The organism is Mucilaginibacter sp. UR6-11 (assembly GCF_020880695.1).
GTDB lineage: Bacteria > Bacteroidota > Bacteroidia > Sphingobacteriales > Sphingobacteriaceae > Mucilaginibacter.
The window spans coordinates 148,541-166,017 of sequence record NZ_JAJIWO010000005.1; the positions used below are offsets into that span (position 1 = coordinate 148,541).

15 protein-coding genes are annotated in these 17,477 nt (G+C 44.1%); 11 read left to right on the forward strand and 4 right to left on the reverse strand.

Annotation, left to right across the window (positions count from 1 at the left end):
* Positions 1 to 13: 13 nt before the first annotated feature.
* The 3 genes from eat to eutC are packed head-to-tail and all read left to right on the forward strand — an operon-like array spanning position 14 to position 3,497.
* On the forward strand, positions 14 to 1,369 hold the full coding sequence (gene eat / locus LJ658_RS13170) for an ethanolamine permease (RefSeq protein WP_230546987.1): 1,356 nt from the start codon (positions 14 to 16) through the stop codon (positions 1,367 to 1,369).
* A gap of 2 nt (positions 1,370 to 1,371) precedes the next feature.
* A complete protein-coding gene (locus LJ658_RS13175) occupies positions 1,372 to 2,748 on the forward strand; it encodes an ethanolamine ammonia-lyase subunit EutB (RefSeq protein WP_230546988.1) in 1,377 nt (458 codons plus the stop codon).
* Positions 2,745 to 3,497: an ethanolamine ammonia-lyase subunit EutC gene (eutC, locus tag LJ658_RS13180; protein WP_230546989.1), complete on the forward strand. Its 753-nt coding sequence runs from the start codon at positions 2,745 to 2,747 to the stop codon at positions 3,495 to 3,497. The genes LJ658_RS13175 and eutC overlap by 4 nt, the downstream gene beginning before the upstream one ends.
* A 28-nt stretch (positions 3,498 to 3,525) precedes the next feature.
* Here eutC and LJ658_RS13185 read toward each other — a convergent pair whose 3' ends face one another.
* The 3 genes from LJ658_RS13185 to htpG all read right to left on the reverse strand — a co-directional run bounded on the left by LJ658_RS13185 (position 3,526) and on the right by htpG (position 6,460).
* Complete coding sequence (locus tag LJ658_RS13185; protein ID WP_230546990.1) at positions 3,526 to 4,038, reverse strand: DUF4251 domain-containing protein; 513 nt, start codon at positions 4,036 to 4,038, stop codon at positions 3,526 to 3,528.
* A gap of 135 nt (positions 4,039 to 4,173) precedes the next feature.
* The gene (locus LJ658_RS13190; protein ID WP_230546991.1) at positions 4,174 to 4,566 is read right to left on the reverse strand and encodes a hypothetical protein; all 393 of its coding nucleotides are present in this window, start codon (positions 4,564 to 4,566) and stop codon (positions 4,174 to 4,176) included.
* 10 nt (positions 4,567 to 4,576) lie between these two features.
* Positions 4,577 to 6,460 (reverse strand): molecular chaperone HtpG, encoded by a 1,884-nt coding sequence (gene htpG / locus LJ658_RS13195; RefSeq protein ID WP_230546992.1) that lies wholly within the window; start codon positions 6,458 to 6,460, stop codon positions 4,577 to 4,579.
* Positions 6,461 to 6,604: 144 nt separating this feature from the next.
* Here htpG and LJ658_RS13200 point away from each other — a divergent pair, with 144 nt between their 5' ends.
* Positions 6,605 to 7,573, forward strand: a complete 969-nt coding sequence (locus LJ658_RS13200; protein ID WP_230546993.1) for a hypothetical protein — start codon at positions 6,605 to 6,607, stop codon at positions 7,571 to 7,573.
* 96 nt (positions 7,574 to 7,669) lie between these two features.
* Here LJ658_RS13200 and LJ658_RS13205 read toward each other — a convergent pair whose 3' ends face one another.
* A complete protein-coding gene (locus LJ658_RS13205) occupies positions 7,670 to 8,191 on the reverse strand; it encodes an NADPH-dependent FMN reductase (RefSeq protein ID WP_230546994.1) in 522 nt (173 codons plus the stop codon).
* A gap of 378 nt (positions 8,192 to 8,569) precedes the next feature.
* On the opposite strand from LJ658_RS13205, the gene trxB reads away from it, so the two are divergent.
* The 7 genes from trxB (at position 8,570) to LJ658_RS13240 (ending at position 17,439) form a co-directional block, all read left to right on the forward strand.
* Complete coding sequence (gene trxB / locus LJ658_RS13210; protein ID WP_230546995.1) at positions 8,570 to 9,526, forward strand: thioredoxin-disulfide reductase; 957 nt, start codon at positions 8,570 to 8,572, stop codon at positions 9,524 to 9,526.
* A gap of 137 nt (positions 9,527 to 9,663) precedes the next feature.
* Entirely contained in the window at positions 9,664 to 11,964 is a 2,301-nt protein-coding gene (locus tag LJ658_RS13215; protein WP_230546996.1) for a family 20 glycosylhydrolase, read from the forward strand.
* 5 nt (positions 11,965 to 11,969) lie between these two features.
* Positions 11,970 to 12,731, forward strand: coding sequence for a PliI family lysozyme inhibitor of I-type lysozyme (locus tag LJ658_RS13220; protein WP_230546997.1), 762 nt, complete (start codon positions 11,970 to 11,972; stop codon positions 12,729 to 12,731).
* A gap of 90 nt (positions 12,732 to 12,821) precedes the next feature.
* Entirely contained in the window at positions 12,822 to 14,894 is a 2,073-nt protein-coding gene (locus tag LJ658_RS13225; protein WP_230546998.1) for a BatA domain-containing protein, read from the forward strand.
* A 10-nt stretch (positions 14,895 to 14,904) separates the two neighbouring features.
* Complete coding sequence (locus tag LJ658_RS13230) at positions 14,905 to 16,164, forward strand: dihydroorotase family protein (RefSeq protein ID WP_230546999.1); 1,260 nt, start codon at positions 14,905 to 14,907, stop codon at positions 16,162 to 16,164.
* The gene (locus LJ658_RS13235) at positions 16,164 to 16,832 is read left to right on the forward strand and encodes a hypothetical protein (RefSeq protein WP_230547000.1); all 669 of its coding nucleotides are present in this window, start codon (positions 16,164 to 16,166) and stop codon (positions 16,830 to 16,832) included. The genes LJ658_RS13230 and LJ658_RS13235 overlap by 1 nt, the downstream gene beginning before the upstream one ends.
* 16 nt (positions 16,833 to 16,848) lie before the next feature.
* A complete protein-coding gene (locus LJ658_RS13240; RefSeq protein ID WP_230547001.1) occupies positions 16,849 to 17,439 on the forward strand; it encodes a DUF4199 domain-containing protein in 591 nt (196 codons plus the stop codon).
* Positions 17,440 to 17,477 lie beyond the last annotated feature (38 nt).

Genomic DNA, 17,477 nt, shown 5'->3' on the forward strand with positions numbered 1-17,477 from the left:
ACCTCATCAGGATATGGCAGGTACCGGTACGGAGCAGTTAAAGCGGGTATTAAAGCCTGTGCATTTATGGGCAATAGGGGTGGGCCTGGTTATATCCGGCGAGTATTTCGGCTGGAACCTGGGCTGGGGGGTAGCAGGCACCATTGGTTTGCTGATAGCGACCATCGTGGTCACCATTATGTACGTAACTTTTATATTTAGTTACACCGAACTTACCGCCGCCATACCCCATGCCGGCGGCGCCTTTGCTTATGCTTACCGGGCCATGGGGCCATTCGGCGGCCTTATTGCCGGCTACGCCACCCTGATAGATTTCTTGTTGGCTACGCCCGCTATCGCAGTTTCTTTAGGCGCTTATTTACACTTTTTATACCCGGCCATCCCCATTATGCAGTCGGCTATGCTTTTTAACGCCACATTTATATTGCTGAATATATCCGGCGTAAAGGAGTCGGCCACCTTCTCTGTGTTCATCACCCTGCTGGCGGTGGCCGAACTGTTGTTGTATATGGGGGTCGTGGCCCCGCATTTTAAAATGGCCAGTTATTTAACCGACCCTATGCCGTTTGGCTGGCCGGGGGTTTTCGCGGCCCTGCCATTTGCTGTGTGGTTTTACCTGGCGATTGAAGGCATGGCTATGGTGGTTGAAGAAGTTAAAGAGCCTAAAAAGAATATCCCCAAAGGCTATATATCGGCTATAATAACCTTGGTGTTTTTGGCACTGGCTGTAATGGTGCTAACCGGCGGTATCACCAACTGGCATAGGCTAAGTACGCTTGATTACCCGCTGCCCGAAGCCATAGGCATTGTACTGGGCAAGGCCAACGGACTAACCCGGATATTCGCCAGTATCGGTTTGTTTGGATTGATAGCTTCGCTGCACGGCACCATCCTGGCCTCGTCAAGGCAGGTGTTTGCAATGGCCCGCAGCGGTTATTTGCCGCGTGGACTGGCGCAGATTAACCATCGGTTTAAAACACCGCACCGGGCTTTAATAAGTGGTGGAGTAATAAGTTTTATTGCTATTTATATCGGCACTACGGCGCAGATCATTATTTTATCAGTGCTAGGTGCCGTGGTGATGTACATGATGAGCATGATAAGCCTGTTTATCCTCCGCAAAAAAGAACCTGGTTTGGACAGGCCGTTTATATCCCCGTTTTACCCTGTTTTTCCGGCGGTAGCCTTGGTTATATCCATCATATGTTTATTCGCTATTATGTATTTTAACCTGGCGGTAGGTTTAATATTCTTCGCAGTGCTGGCTCTTGCCATCATAATTTTTATGCTGATGGGAAAACATAAGATAAAGATCATGGACGATGTGCTAATGGTACAGGCAGAAAGTATGATTAAAGGCAAAAGCTAGCTATGTACCGCCATATCATCAAAAGCAAAGTTTACAAATTTGCAGATCTTAAAGATCTGCTGGCCAAAGCCTCACCCTGCCGGTCGGGCGATGAACTGGCAGGGGTTTGCGCTGCTACCTATGAAGAACGCGTCGCCGCGCAGATCACCCTGGCCGATGTGCCGTTAAAAACTTTCCTGAATGAGGTGGTTATCCCGTATGAAAATGACGAGGTTACCCGCCTGATCATCGATACGCATAACGTTAACGCCTTCGGGCAGATCAGCCATTTAACCGTTGGCGATTTTTGCGACTGGCTGCTGAGCGACCACACCACTACCGAAACGCTGCAAAACATCGCCGCAGGCATAACACCCGAGATGGCGGCGGCAGTATCCAAACTGATGCGTAACCAGGACCTTATCGCGGTAGCAAAAAAATGTGAGGTGGTTACCCGCTTTAGAAACACGATCGGGCTCCGCGGACATTTCTCTACCCGCCTGCAACCCAATCATCCAACAGACGAACCAAAAGGCGTTGCAGCCAGTATTATTGACGGTTTACTGTATGGCAGCGGCGACGCCGTTATCGGTATTAACCCGGCAACCGACAGCCCGGCGGCGGTGGCCAATTTATTAAGGTTGATTGATAACCTGAGACAGCAATTTGACATCCCGACGCAGTCATGCGTATTGAGCCATATTACCACAACCCTGCAACTGATCAATGAAGGTGCGCCGGTTGACCTTTGCTTCCAGTCGATAGCCGGCACCGGCCGGACCAACGCCAGCTTCGGCATTGATCTGGCTTTGCTGGATGAAGCATACGACGCCACGCTGTCACTAAACCGGGGCACGGTTGGCAACAACGTCATGTATTTTGAAACCGGACAGGGCAGCTCGTTATCCGCAAATGCCAGTTTCGGGGTGGATCAGCAAACGTGCGAAGCACGGGCCTATGCGGTTGCCAGGAGATATAATCCGTTGTTGGTTAATACCGTTGTAGGTTTTATCGGCCCTGAATATTTATATGACGGCAAGCAGATCATCCGCGCAGCGCTTGAGGACCATTTCTGTGGAAAGCTATTGGGACTGCCCATGGGGGTCGACGTTTGTTATACCAACCATGCCGAGGCCGACCAGGACGATATGGATAACCTGTTGACTTTACTCGGCGTTGCCGGCTGCAATTTTGTAATGGGCATCCCCGGATCAGACGATATTATGCTTAACTATCAGTCCACCTCGTTTCATGATGCTTTATATCTGCGTAAAGTATTAGGCCTGCGGCCCGCGCCCGAGTTTGAATTATGGCTGATGAAACAGGGGATAATTGATGATAAGGGCAACTTATTGTCAGTTAACCCGGCGCATGGGTTATTAGCCGGAGGTATAACATGAAAAAGGTAATTAAACCAGCCGATCCCTTAATTGCCCTGCAGGAGTATACCGCCGCGCGGATAGCCATAGGCCGTGCCGGAACCAGCATTCCGCTGAAACAATCGCTGGAGTTTAAGCTGGCCCATGCCCATGCGCGCGACGCCGTATATTCGGCGTTGGCTGTTGAGGCTTTAACTGTCCGCCTCAAGCAGTTTGAATTACCCGTTTTACACCTGCACAGTATGGCCGGTTACCGCGAGCAATATTTGCAAAGACCTGATCTCGGCCGTAAATTGAGCCAGGAATCGGTAACGGAGTTGGCGCACGGTGCAACACCGGCGGACATAGCTGTAATTATTGCTGACGGCCTTTCGGCTATAGCTATCAATACCAATGTTATAGAGTTGCTTGAGTTATTGATACCGATGTTACGGTTTGCCGGTTTTACGTTAGCTGACATCGTACTGGTGGAACAGGGAAGGGTAGCCATAGGCGATGAAATTGCATCGGCGTTAAGGGCCAGGCTTTCCCTGGTGCTGATAGGCGAGCGGCCCGGCCTCAGCTCGGCCGATAGTGTCGGCGCCTACTTAACCTATAATCCCAAACCCGGTTTAACCGATGAACTGCGTAACTGCGTTTCAAATATCCGCCCGCAGGGGCTTACTTATAAACAGGCCTCCAAAAAGATCTTTTATTTAGTGCAGGAAGCTTTCAGGCGTAAATTATCGGGGGTTGCGTTAAAAGACAACGCGGGTTCACTCCATGAATAAACCCGCGTTGCTATTTCAGAATCAGCTCTTAGTTCTTTTTAAACTCCTCGATATAACCGTTATAGGATATCGGCTGCTTGTTAAGTGATGTTACCCGCAATGAAGCATATCCGTCGGGGTTTACGGTTAACTGTAATACCTGTACATCTTTAACACCCGGAGGATTAGAGTCGGTTGGTTTGAGGGTGATTTCCCAGCTGCCTTTTTTATTAACGGTAACATTGCTAAAGTTTGATGTCTTTAATTTGATACCGCCATCATTCAGATCGCGCGGCGCGGCATAGGCCCGGCCAAAATAAGGCAGGTACACCTCTAATTTATCTTTGGTTACCGTAACATCATAATCGCTGGTTAAATAACGCGGCGTCATGGTGGTAGGTATTACATAATTTGCTTTAAATACGTAACTCCCCGAAGTTATGATCCGCTTAACCTCGGCCGCCTTGGCGGCTTTTTTATCAATTTTGGTGGCTTGCGCATAACTCAGGTTTAAACCTAAAGCGCAAATAAACAGGATGCAGAATAATTTTAAGTTTTTCATAATACATGGTTTTAAAGGTTAACAGGTTTATAACGAATGGGTTTCGTTTTTCTATATAAAGTTACCTAATAACTTTTGACAAAACAAAAAAGCCGCTTACATGGTAAGCGGCTGGTATTTTATAATGTCCGTCGGTTAAAACTCATCAATAGTATCCCGCCTTATCGGGTCGTGGATATGAAGCAGCAGTTTGTTGTTTACTGCGTCAATTTCAAAGTCTGATTTCTCATTAGCCGGCTCATCGCTGCTGATATCCGAACATCCAAAAAAGAAACGGACCCGGTACCTTAAAACAACTTTACCGGTATGCGCTCCAGGATGATAGGTTACTTCCCCGGGTAAAATCGTAAACGTTTCAACCTCCGGCGATCCGCCGTCACCATCATGGAAGGCAACCAAGCCCGCGCAGATGATTTCCAGGTTGTCATCAGCGCCCAAAACATCAGCCAAAAGTTGGCTGACGGCCAGTTTGCCGCCCTCCAGCTTTTTAATTAAATCATTCGGGACATCAAACGTTACCGTTGCCATTAATGGTTGATCAGATCAAATTAACGCTGCGGTTAACAAATTCGGTCAGCTCGGCTCCGGTTAATAAACCCTGCGATAACAGCGCCAGGTCAAACGCCTGTTTTGCTAACTGCAACTGTACCTCTTCGTTTTCATCCTGTAATATCCGGCTCACCAGTTTATGGTTGCCGTTTATCACCACTTTATAATTATCAGGCATATTGCCATAAAAGCCCATACCGCCGCCCATGGCTGCCATATCTTTCATCCGGCGCATAAACTCGTCCATGGTTACGGTAACCGGTAACTCGTCAGGGTTCAGGCTTTCCAGCTCAACTTTATAAGCCGGGCGGTTAATTGCCTTATCAAAAATGGCTTTTACTTTGGTGCCCTGTTCTTCGGTTAAAACATGCTCAGGCGCATCATCTTTTTTAATCAGTTTATCGGCAACATCCGCGTCAACACGTTTCAACGATGTCTTCTCCAGTTTTTGCTCCAGGTGGCTTATAAAATGGGTATCAATCGGCGAATCCATCAACAACACATCATAACCTTTTTTATTGGCAGACTGGATAAACGCATCCTGTTTTGAAGGATCGTTGGTATAGATATAAACCAGCTGACCGTCTTTATCGGTTTGTACCGGCGCTACCTTGTCTTTGTATTCGGTTAAAGTAAAGTTTTCTTTAGCGGTGTTGGTTAGTAAAACAAAGTCTTTGGCTTTATCATAAAATTTATCTTCGCTCACCATACCATATTTTACAAACAGGCCAATGTCGGTCCATTTTTCTTCGTAACCTTTACGGTCGTTTTTAAACAGCTCTGCCAGTTTATCAGCCACTTTTTTGGTGATGTAGCTGTTTATCTTCTTAACGTTACTATCTGCCTGCAAGAAACTACGGGATACGTTAAGCGGGATATCCGGCGAATCAATAACACCATGCAGCAGCATTAAAAACTCGGGCACAATATCTTTTACCTCATCGGTAATAAATACCTGGCGCGAGAATAATTTGATCTTATTACGCTGGATCTCGAAATCCTTCTTCAGCTTAGGGAAATATAATACACCGGTTAAGTTGAACGGATAGTCAACATTCAGGTGGATCCAGAACAACGGGTCCTCGCTAAACGGATACAGCTCTTTATAAAACGCCAGGTAATCTTCATCTTTCAATTCAGACGGCGCTTTTGTCCAGATAGGGCTGGTGTTGTTAATCACATTGTCAACCTCAACATCGTTGTATTTTGGTTTGCCTTCTTCATCAACGCCATCCTCAACCGACTCGGTTTTTTTACCGAACACAATCGGTACCGGTAAGAAACGGCAGTATTTATCCAGGATCTCCTGCAGGCGGTGCTTGCTTAGAAACTCTTCAGACTCCGCGTTAATATGTAAAGTGATCTCGGTACCGCGCTCTGCAAGTGTACCTTCGGTTATTTCAAATTCGGTGCTGCCATCACAGGTCCAGTGTGCAGGTTCTGCACCATCCTGGTATGACAGGGTTTCTATTTCAACCTTATCGGCTACCATAAAGGCAGAGTAAAAGCCCAAACCAAAGCGGCCGATGATCTCGTTGGCATCTTTTGCCTCTTTAAACTTCTCTACAAACTCGGTAGCGCCGCTAAATGCGATCTGGTTAATGTATTTTTTGATCTCTTCGGCGGTCATACCCAAACCATTATCAGATATGGTGATGGTTTTTGCCTTTTCGTCGAAAGCTATTTCAACACGCAGATCGCCCAGTTCGCCGTTATATTGACCCAGTGAGGCCAGCCGTTTAATTTTTTGGGTGGCGTCAACCGCGTTTGATACCAGTTCGCGTAAAAATATCTCGGTATCAGAGTACAGGAATTTTTTAATTATCGGAAAAATGTTTTCGGTGTGGATCGAAATGGTTCCTTTTTCTTGCATAATTTTATAATGATTATTTGGAATTAATGTTTAGTAACAACCCTGCATATCAATGAGCGTTCCAAAGGGTAATGTTTGTCAAATTGTCAGTGATGTGATTTCGCAGTAACTGGATAATAACTATCTTAGCATAAACTTATCACAATGAAGTCCGTTTTATTTACCATTATAATGCTCTTGTATTCATTTTTGGGATATACTCAAATTAGCAAGATGTATCTAAACAATAAGGCCGAAAATGTTGCTCCCGAAAAAGCTACTTCTTATATTTTAATAGAAAAAGTTGGAGACTCTGCTTATGTAGCCCAACAGAATGACATGACTAACAAAATATTATTGAAAGGAAGTTATAAGGACGAAATGTTGACCATACCGCACGGAAAATTTTTTTATTATAACAAATGGATACATTATCCGAATATATATGATAAGCAACATGCAGATACCACTACTTATTTAGAATATGCAGGTTTCTTTTTAAATGGTGTTAAGGTTGGTACCTGGATTGACTATGATAAAAATGGAAAAAAGGTGTTTATGTATACGTTTGTTAACAACAAGGTGAAAGGACCATTTCAGGCCTACAATTCCTCCGGCCAGTTAATTCAAAAAGGCAATTTAGATGACAATAAAAAAGAGGGAGATTGGGAGACATATGAGCCGGGAATGAATAAACCTTCGTATACAGAAGTTTACTTACAGGATAAGTTAATCAAAAAGAGTATTCATTTTGTAAAAGCAGTACCTCCCCGAAACTTTGAAAGTTATTTAAAGAAAGCATTAAAAAAACATATGGATTCATTAAATAATGTAACCGTTTTACTGTCCATAAATAAAGAGGGGAAAATTGACAGTGTGACTGTCAATAAAGTATTAAATGCAGCTATTTCCAAAGCGGTCATCAATGCATTTTTAAATGCTCCATTATTTAGCCCGGGTTTGTATGACGGTCAGCCAGTTAAACAAACTTCTTATTTTAGTTTTTCTCTTATGCTGAGTAAAGAAATATTTATTGAAAGGGAAAACAGTAAAAATGTAGACATTGTTACCAGACATGCTGAGTCCATAGGTAGAGGACTAAATAGTATAGGATTGGGTACACGGCTAGATTAAGTCTTTGTGTGGATACATATTAGTTTAGTGTACAACTTTAACAGGACATCAATAATGAAGGATAATATCGATGACCAACCAAACGTTTTTTGAAATTTAGACAGCTTTTAAAAAAACGGCAATTGTTTCCTGTAATTTTTTCGCTGTTTCCTCATCCTTAACATTTCCTTCACTATCCATCTTCGACCGGATAAATTGGATCAGCAAGGTAGTTTCCGGTATAACATTAGCAGTTAACGCCCCCAAAGTAAGCAGGAGCGAAGCATGGGCATACTCGCCAGCTGATGACGCGGTGATCAGCGCCACAGGTTTATCAACCAAAGTGCTGCTTGACACCAGCCAGTCCAGCGCGTTTTTTAACGAACCGGGCACCCCAAAAGCATATTCGGGTGTACAGATAATAAGGCCGTCGGCTTCCGTTAATAATTTACGTAGCGAGGCCACCGGTGCGGGCGGACAATCGTTATCCAGCCCGGGATCAAATGCCGGGATCTGCGAAAGTCCGTTATAAATAGTGTATTCAACATCTGCAGGAGCCATCGAACCCAAAAACTGAAGGATTGAATGGTTGGACGAACCCCAGCGTAAACTGCCCGATATGGCTAAGATTTTTTTCATGATAATGACCGGGGCAAGTTATTATAAAATTAATAAATGCAGCGGGTGTAACAGACGTTTTTCCGGCGAAATCAGGTGATCCGTTTTATTGATCCGCTTCTCAAAAACAGGCAAAAATATGCTGTTTTTCAATTACTTGATTATCAAATAGATTTGGTTAATTTATACCTGAAAATCCTGACGAATAGGGCTGATCCAAAGTGATCCGCTTAAAATTATAACTTACTTATTTACAGTATTTTAACAAAAATAGGTGATCCGGGTGATCCATATTTTTAAGTGGATCACCCAACCCCAAAATCTAATGGCAATATACTGACTAATGCCTATTGCCGGGCACCGCAATAAATGCTACTTTTGTGCTTCATTTTTTAAAAGATGTCTGAAACTATTGAACATGTAAAATGCCTGATCATCGGGTCGGGGCCCGCAGGTTATACTGCTGCTATTTACGCGTCGCGTGCTGATCTGAAACCGGTGATGTATACCGGTATGCTGGCTGGTGGCCAGCTTACCCAAACTACGGATGTAGAGAACTTTCCGGGTTATCCGCACGGTATCATGGGTCCTGAGATGATGGAAGATTTCCGTCAGCAGGCCGAGCGGCTGGGTACCGATATCCGTTTTGGTTATGTAAGTTCTGTTGATTTTTCAAGCCTGCCCCACAAGGTTGTGGTTGATGAGAACAAAACCATACTGGCTGACACCGTGATTATATCAACCGGCGCCTCTGCCAAATGGCTGGGGCTGGAGTCTGAGCAGAAGTATAGCGGTTTTGGCGTTTCGGCCTGCGCGGTATGCGATGGCTTCTTTTTTAAAGGCCAGGACGTTGCCATAGTAGGCGCAGGTGATACTGCTGCCGAGGAAGCGACCTATTTAGCCAAGCTATGTCGTAAGGTTTATATGATCGTTCGCCGGGATGAGTTTCGTGCTTCAAAAGCAATGGTGCACCGCACGTTGAACACACATAATATAGAGATCCTGTACAATACCGAAACTAAAGAGATCCTGGGCGACGGCCAAAGTGTGACCGGTGTGCAGGTAATCAATAACAAAACAAACGAAGAAAGGACACTGGATGTTACCGGTTTCTTTGTAGCCATCGGCCACTCGCCCAATACCGAGATATTTAAAGGTTGGATAAATATGGATGAGACCGGCTATATCCTAACCAAACCGGGGTCGACCCAAACCAATATAGAAGGCGTGTTTTGCTGCGGCGATGCGCAGGATCATATTTATCGCCAGGCGGTTACCGCGGCCGGTACCGGCTGTATGGCTGCCATTGACGCCGAGCGTTACCTGGCTGCCAAAGAGCATGTAGTGACCGCTTAATTGATCCGCAGATACAAAATAAAAAGGTTGTCTATACAGGCAACCTTTTTTTTTGGCATATTTTACAGGATAGGCTGCGATATATTTTTAAAATCTTTTAACTTCACCATCTTTAAATTATTGGTCAATCTATAATTATGTATAAAAAGATATTTCTGCTGCTGGTTGCTTTTTTTAGTTTATCCCTCGCCAATGCGCAAGACAAAGACCCAAACGTTGGCATAATCCCGGCTCCGGTATCTGTTAAAAAGGCCTCCGGCACATTCATACTAAGCCAGGAAACGCAGTTATTTGCGGATTCGGTAGACAACAAGGCAGTTGTTTTTTTGTCAGATTATTTGAAAAATACAGCCATGTTGCACATGCCTGTAAAGCTGAACAGCGGTAATAAGGTGGGCAACAGCGTGGTATTAACCAGTGCGGGTACCGATGGTTTACCTGCAGAAGGTTACCGGTTAACGATCACCCCAACCAATATTACCATAGCGGCTAAAGGCGCAGGTTTGTTTTATGGCATCCAAACCCTTATCCAGCTAATCCCGGCTGATAAAGGCGCGGTGGCCAGGCTTCCCTGTGTACAAATAGAGGATTACCCCCGATTTGGCTACCGTGGCTTAATGCTTGACGTTTGCCGCCATTTTTTCTCCGTGCAGTTTGTTAAAAAATATATCGATTTGATGGCGGCCTACAAGTTAAATACTTTTCACTGGCACTTAACGGATGATCAGGGCTGGCGCATCGAGATTAAGAAATATCCTAAACTCACCGAAATTGGCAGCCGGCGCGCCGAAACCGTTATAGGTAACTATCATGACCGCACACCACAACAATATGATAATACCCCTTACGGCGGTTACTACACCCAGGACGAGATCCGCGACGTAGTTAAATATGCAGCAGACAGGTATATTACCGTAGTGCCTGAAATTGAGATGCCGGGGCACGCCATGGCTGCCTTAGCTTCGTACCCCGAGTTAGGCTGCGAGCCCACCTCAGGATACCAGGTACAGGGCACCTGGGGCATATTCAGAAATGTCTACTGCCCGTCAGAGAAAACATTTGCTTTTTTGGAAGATGTGTTGACCGAGGTGATGGCGCTCTTTCCAAGTAAGTATATCCATATCGGCGGCGATGAAGCCCCTAAAGATGTCTGGAAAGAATCTAAATTTTGCCAGCAACTGATCAAAAAATTAAAGCTGAAAGACGAGCATGGCTTGCAAAGCTATTTTATCCAGCGGATAGAGAAATTTGTAAACTCAAAAGGCCGCAGCATAATAGGCTGGGACGAGATATTAGAAGGCGGCCTTGCGCCAAACGCTACCGTAATGAGCTGGCGTGGTGAACAGGGCGGTATTGACGCCGCAAAGCAAAATCATGATGTAATTATGACCCCGGGAAGCGGCGGTATGTATATAGATGCCGCCCAGGGTAAATTAAGTACAGAGCCCTTAAGTATAGGTGGTTTTACACCATTGGTCAAAACTTATCGTTATGATCCAACCCCGGAGGCGCTAAATGCAGATCAGAAAAAACATATCCTCGGCGTACAGGCAAATATGTGGACCGAGTATATCGCTACCGAAAATAAGATAGAGTATATGTTATTGCCGCGGATGCTAGCGCTGGCTGAAGTAGCCTGGACACCATTGGCTAATAAAAATTTCACAGATTTCTCTGAGGTGCGGCTGCCGTCCCATCTGGCCTGGTTAGATAAAAATGGCTTTGATTATCGTGTACCCACAGCTATTGGCGCAAAAGATACCGTAGCCTTTGGTAACCAGTTAACAGTTAACTTAAAGCCATCTGTAAAAGGAGCAAAGGTTTACTATACTATTGACGGTTACACTCCCCGCGAAACGGATATTGAATTTAATTTGCCCGTTACCTATAACGTACCTGCTGATCAGTACCGCGAATTACAAACTATCGTAATTACACCAACCGGAAAGCGCAGTGTGGTTACCAAAATGGTAGTATATAACAAGGCGCCGTTGCCACCTGTAAATTACAGCGGTAACAGCAACGGGTTACGTTACCAGATCTTCCCGGGCGAGTATAACAGTACCGGCGAATTTAAGCTGTCTGCTGATGGTGCCGACTCCCTGATCTCCAAAAGCTTTAACATCAATCCGTTCCGTAAAATGACGGCGTTTGGGGTTATCTATACCGGTTATATCCGCGTCGATACCGACGGTGTTTACGGCTTTGGTACCTCATCTGATGACGGATCAACTTTATTGGTGGATGATCAGCTGGTTGTGGATAATGACGGTAAACATCCGGTGAGCGGTAAAAATGGCGCTATAGCTTTACAAAAAGGTTATCACCGCTTTACCGTAAAATATTTCAATATAGGTACCACCGGAAGCCTGAAAGTTTTTATTACGTTACCCGGAAAACCAACCGGCGAACTGGGTTCTGATTTGCTTTATAACTAAACAACATGAGCACAAGGTTTTATTTTTTTATACTGATAGGATGTGCAATTTTAGCCGGCTGCGCACAAGAGCAAAAAAAGCCGGTTGTTGCCGATAATATGCCCAAACAGCCATTACTGATGGATCCTTTTAAGTTCCATAAAATGGTTGAAGTTGCGCCCGGCCAATACTATGATGTAATGAGCTGGGGCAGGGGCGCCACAGATACCGGGTCGTTTTTAATCCTTCATTCAGATTCGGCCGGAAGAAAATACACCACTACTACGGGCGATCTTAACGGTCAGATAGTTGATGTTTATAACGCTGATATGGATATTGACGGCCATCCGGAGATATTGATCCAGGCCAAACGGAAGGATACCATTAACTATACAACCATTTATGCTTTTGAATTTTACGAAAGCAAAGTGCAAAAGCTTGATTTTCCTAAATTAACCGGCTCGCAACGAAAAGGTTATCGAGGCAATGATAACTTTTACATATCCGAAGGTAAGTTTATCAGGGAATTCCCTATTTACGAAGGGAGCGGCCCGTCTGCGAAATTAACCGGTGCAAAGCGCAAATTCGAGTATAGTTTAAGTAACAACAGTTTTAATGTAAAACAGTTAAGTAAGGACTCTACCACGGTTAAAAATAAACCGGCAGCTATCCAAACACAGCAGAAAGCTCCGGAAAAAAAATCTGCCAAAATTAAAAAGACCGAGAAGAAACATCATCATAAAACAGAGACGCATAAAAAGAAACGCAAAAAGCACCATCGCAGCTAAATATCAGTGCCGTAAATTTTGTTTACCGACGGAGGGGTCTTTGCGGTAAAAATTTGCACATTTGTATATCTGCACATTTGCACATCAAAAATGCACTTTCTATATCCGGCTTTTTTATTTGCATTCATATCCCTGGCTATACCCATATTGGTTCACTTGTTTAATTTCAGGCGATATCAAAAAGTTTATTTCAGTAACGTTCAGTTCCTAAAAGAGATACAGGAACAGCAGTCATCCCGCAGAAATTTAAAAGAACTTTTGATATTGGCAGCGCGCTTATTGGCGCTTGCTTTTTTGGTACTGGCTTTTGCCCGGCCGTATATTTCAAACCGTAACCATACCAATGCAGGGGCTAGCCGCACTATCAGTGTTTTTCTGGACAATTCATATTCTATGCAAACGCTGAACCGCGAAGGTTCATTACTGGACGAGGCTAAACGGCGCGCAAAAGAAATCGTATCTGCCTATTCAATGAATGATAAATTCCACTTGCTTACCCAGGATTTTGAAGGTAAGCATCAGCGCCTGCTCAGCCGCGAAGAATTTAATGATGCGGTTGATGCCGTTAAGATTAGTCCCAGAAGCCGCAGTTTACAGGAGATCATTAACCGTCAGCAAAATTTATTGAGCATGCAGCCCGGTGCCGGCCGTTCAATCGACATTATTTCCGACTTCCAGAAGAACATAGCCGGCACACAGCCTTTAAAAATTGATACCGGCGTCCAGGTGAGCCTGATCCGGCTCAATGCCAATCCGCAGGTCAATGTTACGGTTGATTCGGTATGGCTGTTAAGTGCCATCCATCGCCCCGGCGAAACAGAAAAACTGGTGGTTAAATTACATAACTATGCCGGCGAAAACTCGGCTAAAATACCACTTAAGCTAACCATTAACGGCGAGCAGAAGGCATTGGGTGGCTTTACTCTGGCGGCCCGCTCCATACAAAATGACACGCTTACTTTTTCCGGCTTAAAGCCGGGTTGGCAAAGGGGAGAGATCAGCCTGCAGGACAACCCAGTTACGTTTGATAACCAGTTTTACTTTACCTTTAATGTGAAGCAACAGATGCCGGTGCTGTTAATTGATGGTGGTACGGTTAATCCGTATTTAAAGGCGGTTTTTGGCATCGATCAATTTTTTAAAGCTTACCGGGTGCCCGAGGGTAACGTAGATTACGCAGGTTTAGGTACTTACCCGTTAATTGTTATAAGCGACATTAAATCGGTTTCGGCAGGGTTGTCACAACAATTAAAAGTCTATGTTAGCAAAGGTGGTACTTTGGCGGTATTTCCTGCAGCCGACGCCGATCTGGCTGGCTACCGGTCATTTCTGCAGCAAATGGGTGCAGCTTATCCCGAGAAACTGAATACCGAAGATATCAAAGTATCCGCGCTTAATTTGCAGAACCCGGTATTTAAAAATATTTTCGAGGACTTTCCGAATAATCCGGATTTACCCGTGGTAAAAAAATATTTTCAGATTAACCCGGCGTCTGCCAGTTCTGAAAACCTGATGCTGCTGCCGGGTGGGTTACCATTTTGGGCCGGATACAGGAGCGGTAAAGGTAAGGTATATGTTTGCGCAGTGGCGTTAAATGAAGATTTTAGCAACCTGCCGCGTCACGCGCTTTTTGTGCCGGTAATGTTTAGAATAGCGCTGCTAAGCGGTCATGATCAGCCCTTGTTTTACAGCCTTGGGCATGACGAAACTATTGAGACCGCCCCGGTACAATCATCTGGAAAACAATTATTAAAATTAATAAAAGGAAAGCAGAGTATTATACCTGACGTAAGACAACGGGAGGGAAGCACGCTTTTATATGTATCAGACCAGTTGCAGGAAACCGGCCTTTATGAGCTTAAAAAACAGGACAGTACAATTTCTGTAATGGCATTTAATGACAACAGGAATGAATCTGACCTGAGTTATTATACGGCAGCAGAGCTTCATAAAATACTGCCGGATAAAAGCAATGTTATTGAAGTTAATAAAGGCTCGATAAAAGATATTGTAAGCCAGGCAGATTTTGGTGTGCAATTATGGAAACTTTGTATAATTTTGGCATTGATTTTTCTGGCTGCCGAAATACTGCTAACCAGGTACTACAAAGCTGATAAAGCAGTACTTTTGCAAAACGAAAAATCAACCTCAATCCATACATAAAGCAGCGCTAATGAATTTGCTTATCAAATCCGCTATCATTGTTGATCCCAACTCGCCCTTTAATCAACAAGTTGCTGATATTTTAATAAAGAACGGAACTATTACAGAAATTGCCCCGAACATTAAAACCGATGAAAAAGTGTTTGATGCCACGGGAAAGCAGCTATCTCCCGGTTTTTTTGACCTGAATTGTAACATAGGCGAACTTGGCCTTGAAACCAAGGAAAATCTGCAAACCGGTACTGCCGCTGCTGCTGCGGGTGGTTTTACTGGTATAGCGCTAATGCCCAATACCCAACCACCTGTGCACTCAAAGGCCGAAGTGGAGTACCTGCTTAACCGCGCAAAAGGTAACCTGGTTGATGTATATCCGTTGGGAACATTATCACATAAACGCGAGGGTAGGGACCTGGCCGAAATGTACGATATGTACCTGAGCGGCGCAAAGGCTTTTACCGATGGCAACCGCCCGGTGCAGGATGCCGGTTTAATGGAGCGTGCCTTACTTTATACCAAAGGGTTTGAAGCAACTGTTTTCTCTTATCCTGAAGATACCGCTATTGCCGGAAAGGCCAAAGTGAACGAAGGTGAGATGAGCACACTACTCGGGATGAAGGGTATACCATCGCTGGCCGAAGAACTGATGATTGCACGCGATCTTTACCTGGCGGAATATACCGACTCAAAAATACATTTCAGTACCATATCCACAGCACGGTCTGTTGAACTGATAAGAGATGCCAGGAAAAAAGGCCTGAAAGTCACCTGTGACGTGGCTGCCCATCACCTTGTACTTACTGATGATGTTTTAGCCGGGTTTGACAGTCTTTATAAGGTAAAACCACCACTACGTACCCATAGTGATGTTAAAGCGCTTTTAAACGGCTTAAAAGACGGTACAATTGATGCCATCGTATCGCAACATACCCCGCACGAGATTGAATTTAAAGATGTAGAGTTTGAGGTAGCCGAATTTGGAATAACCGGTTTCCAAACGGTATTATCATTAGCGATCAAAGCCGGCTTGTCAATTGAGCTCATCATACAAAAACTGGCCGTAAACCCGCGTACAATACTTGATGTTGAGGTGCCTGCAATAGCAGCAGGCCGGCAAGCCAACCTGGTTGTCTTTGATAAGGACGCCGAATGGGAATATACCAGAGCAAATAATCGCTCCAAATCATATAATTCGCCTTACCTGGGGCAGACTTTAAAAGGACAGGTACTTTTAACTATTAATAATAATCACTTATATAAATCAAATACATAATGGTCGACCCTAAAATACAAATCGCACTTGGTGCAGCTTTACAGGCTTTTTCGAAATATAACGGATTAGATGTAAGTAAAATACACGGCGAGTTTCAGTCGGTATTTGAGTTGGAGGATGACTTTTTAACAAAAGTTGACGCCTTAGACCGTGTCTTTGATGATTATCCGCAGATAGAAATTTTGCACGAGGTGTTTTTTGACTTGCTGATGATCAACTTTTTTAGCGCCGATGTTAAAAAACTGGAAGAAGATTATCTGGACACCCCTGAATGGGAAGATATAGAAGAGCAGACATTGGATAGGGGTACAGAACTGTTGAACCTGCTGCTTTATTTAAATGAATGCGAAGATGAAGGCATTGAACCCGAACTGGAAGATTACTTAAAAGAGTTTTTATTGGTTGATGATGACGAGTTTCAGGATGAATACCGCATTTATGAGCCGGTGATAGCACACCAGATTTTGATGGAAAGCCCCGTTACAGAAATAGCTGCTGTAGCAGCTAAATTGCCCGAGGATTCTGAATTAAAAGAGTTGTTTTACCCGATGATGTGTTTTTTCCAGAACACAGATCCAACTGACGAGGACAAAAATAATATTGCCGCCAATGCGGTAGATAAAGAATTCGATATGCCAGTGTTAAGTATATTAGAGTCATTTATTTAACCTTAAAACAATTAAAATGGAAGATCAAACCAAAAAAGCAACTATCGGCAAACTTGGCGTTCGCTATGGGCTATTGATAGGCGGCATATCGCTTGTGCTGTCTGTCGTATGCAGGATAGTAGATCCGCTAATGCAGTTTACAAATATCTGGATGCAGTTATTGGGCGGTGTAATTGCAATAACATTATTAGTGGTTTTCGGAATTGAAATCAGGAAAGCTATTGGTGGTTATTGGAGTTTTGGTGAAGCCTTTAGAGGGCTGATGACTATGGCCGTATTTATAACCTTAATTAGCGTATTATATAGTTTTATCCTTTTTAAGTTTGTTGACCCCGATATGCCGGCAAAAATAAACGACGCATCAGAGAGGGTGATGACAGAACGTTTAGCAAAAATGGGGATGGATCAGGATAAAATTGATCAGGTATCAAAAACATTTGAAAATGGCGAGTTTAAAGCAAAACTTGAACCAACCTTTAAAAATGAAGCTACCGCCTTTTGCTTCGGATTAGTTTTTTACGCGATAATTAACTTAATTGTGGCTGCCTGCATTAAGAAAAACCAGCCACTTGTTGTTTTGGATAATGCGGTTGATGATGCGGTATAGCCCAACAAGACAGGATATAATAAAAGAAGCCGCTTCAA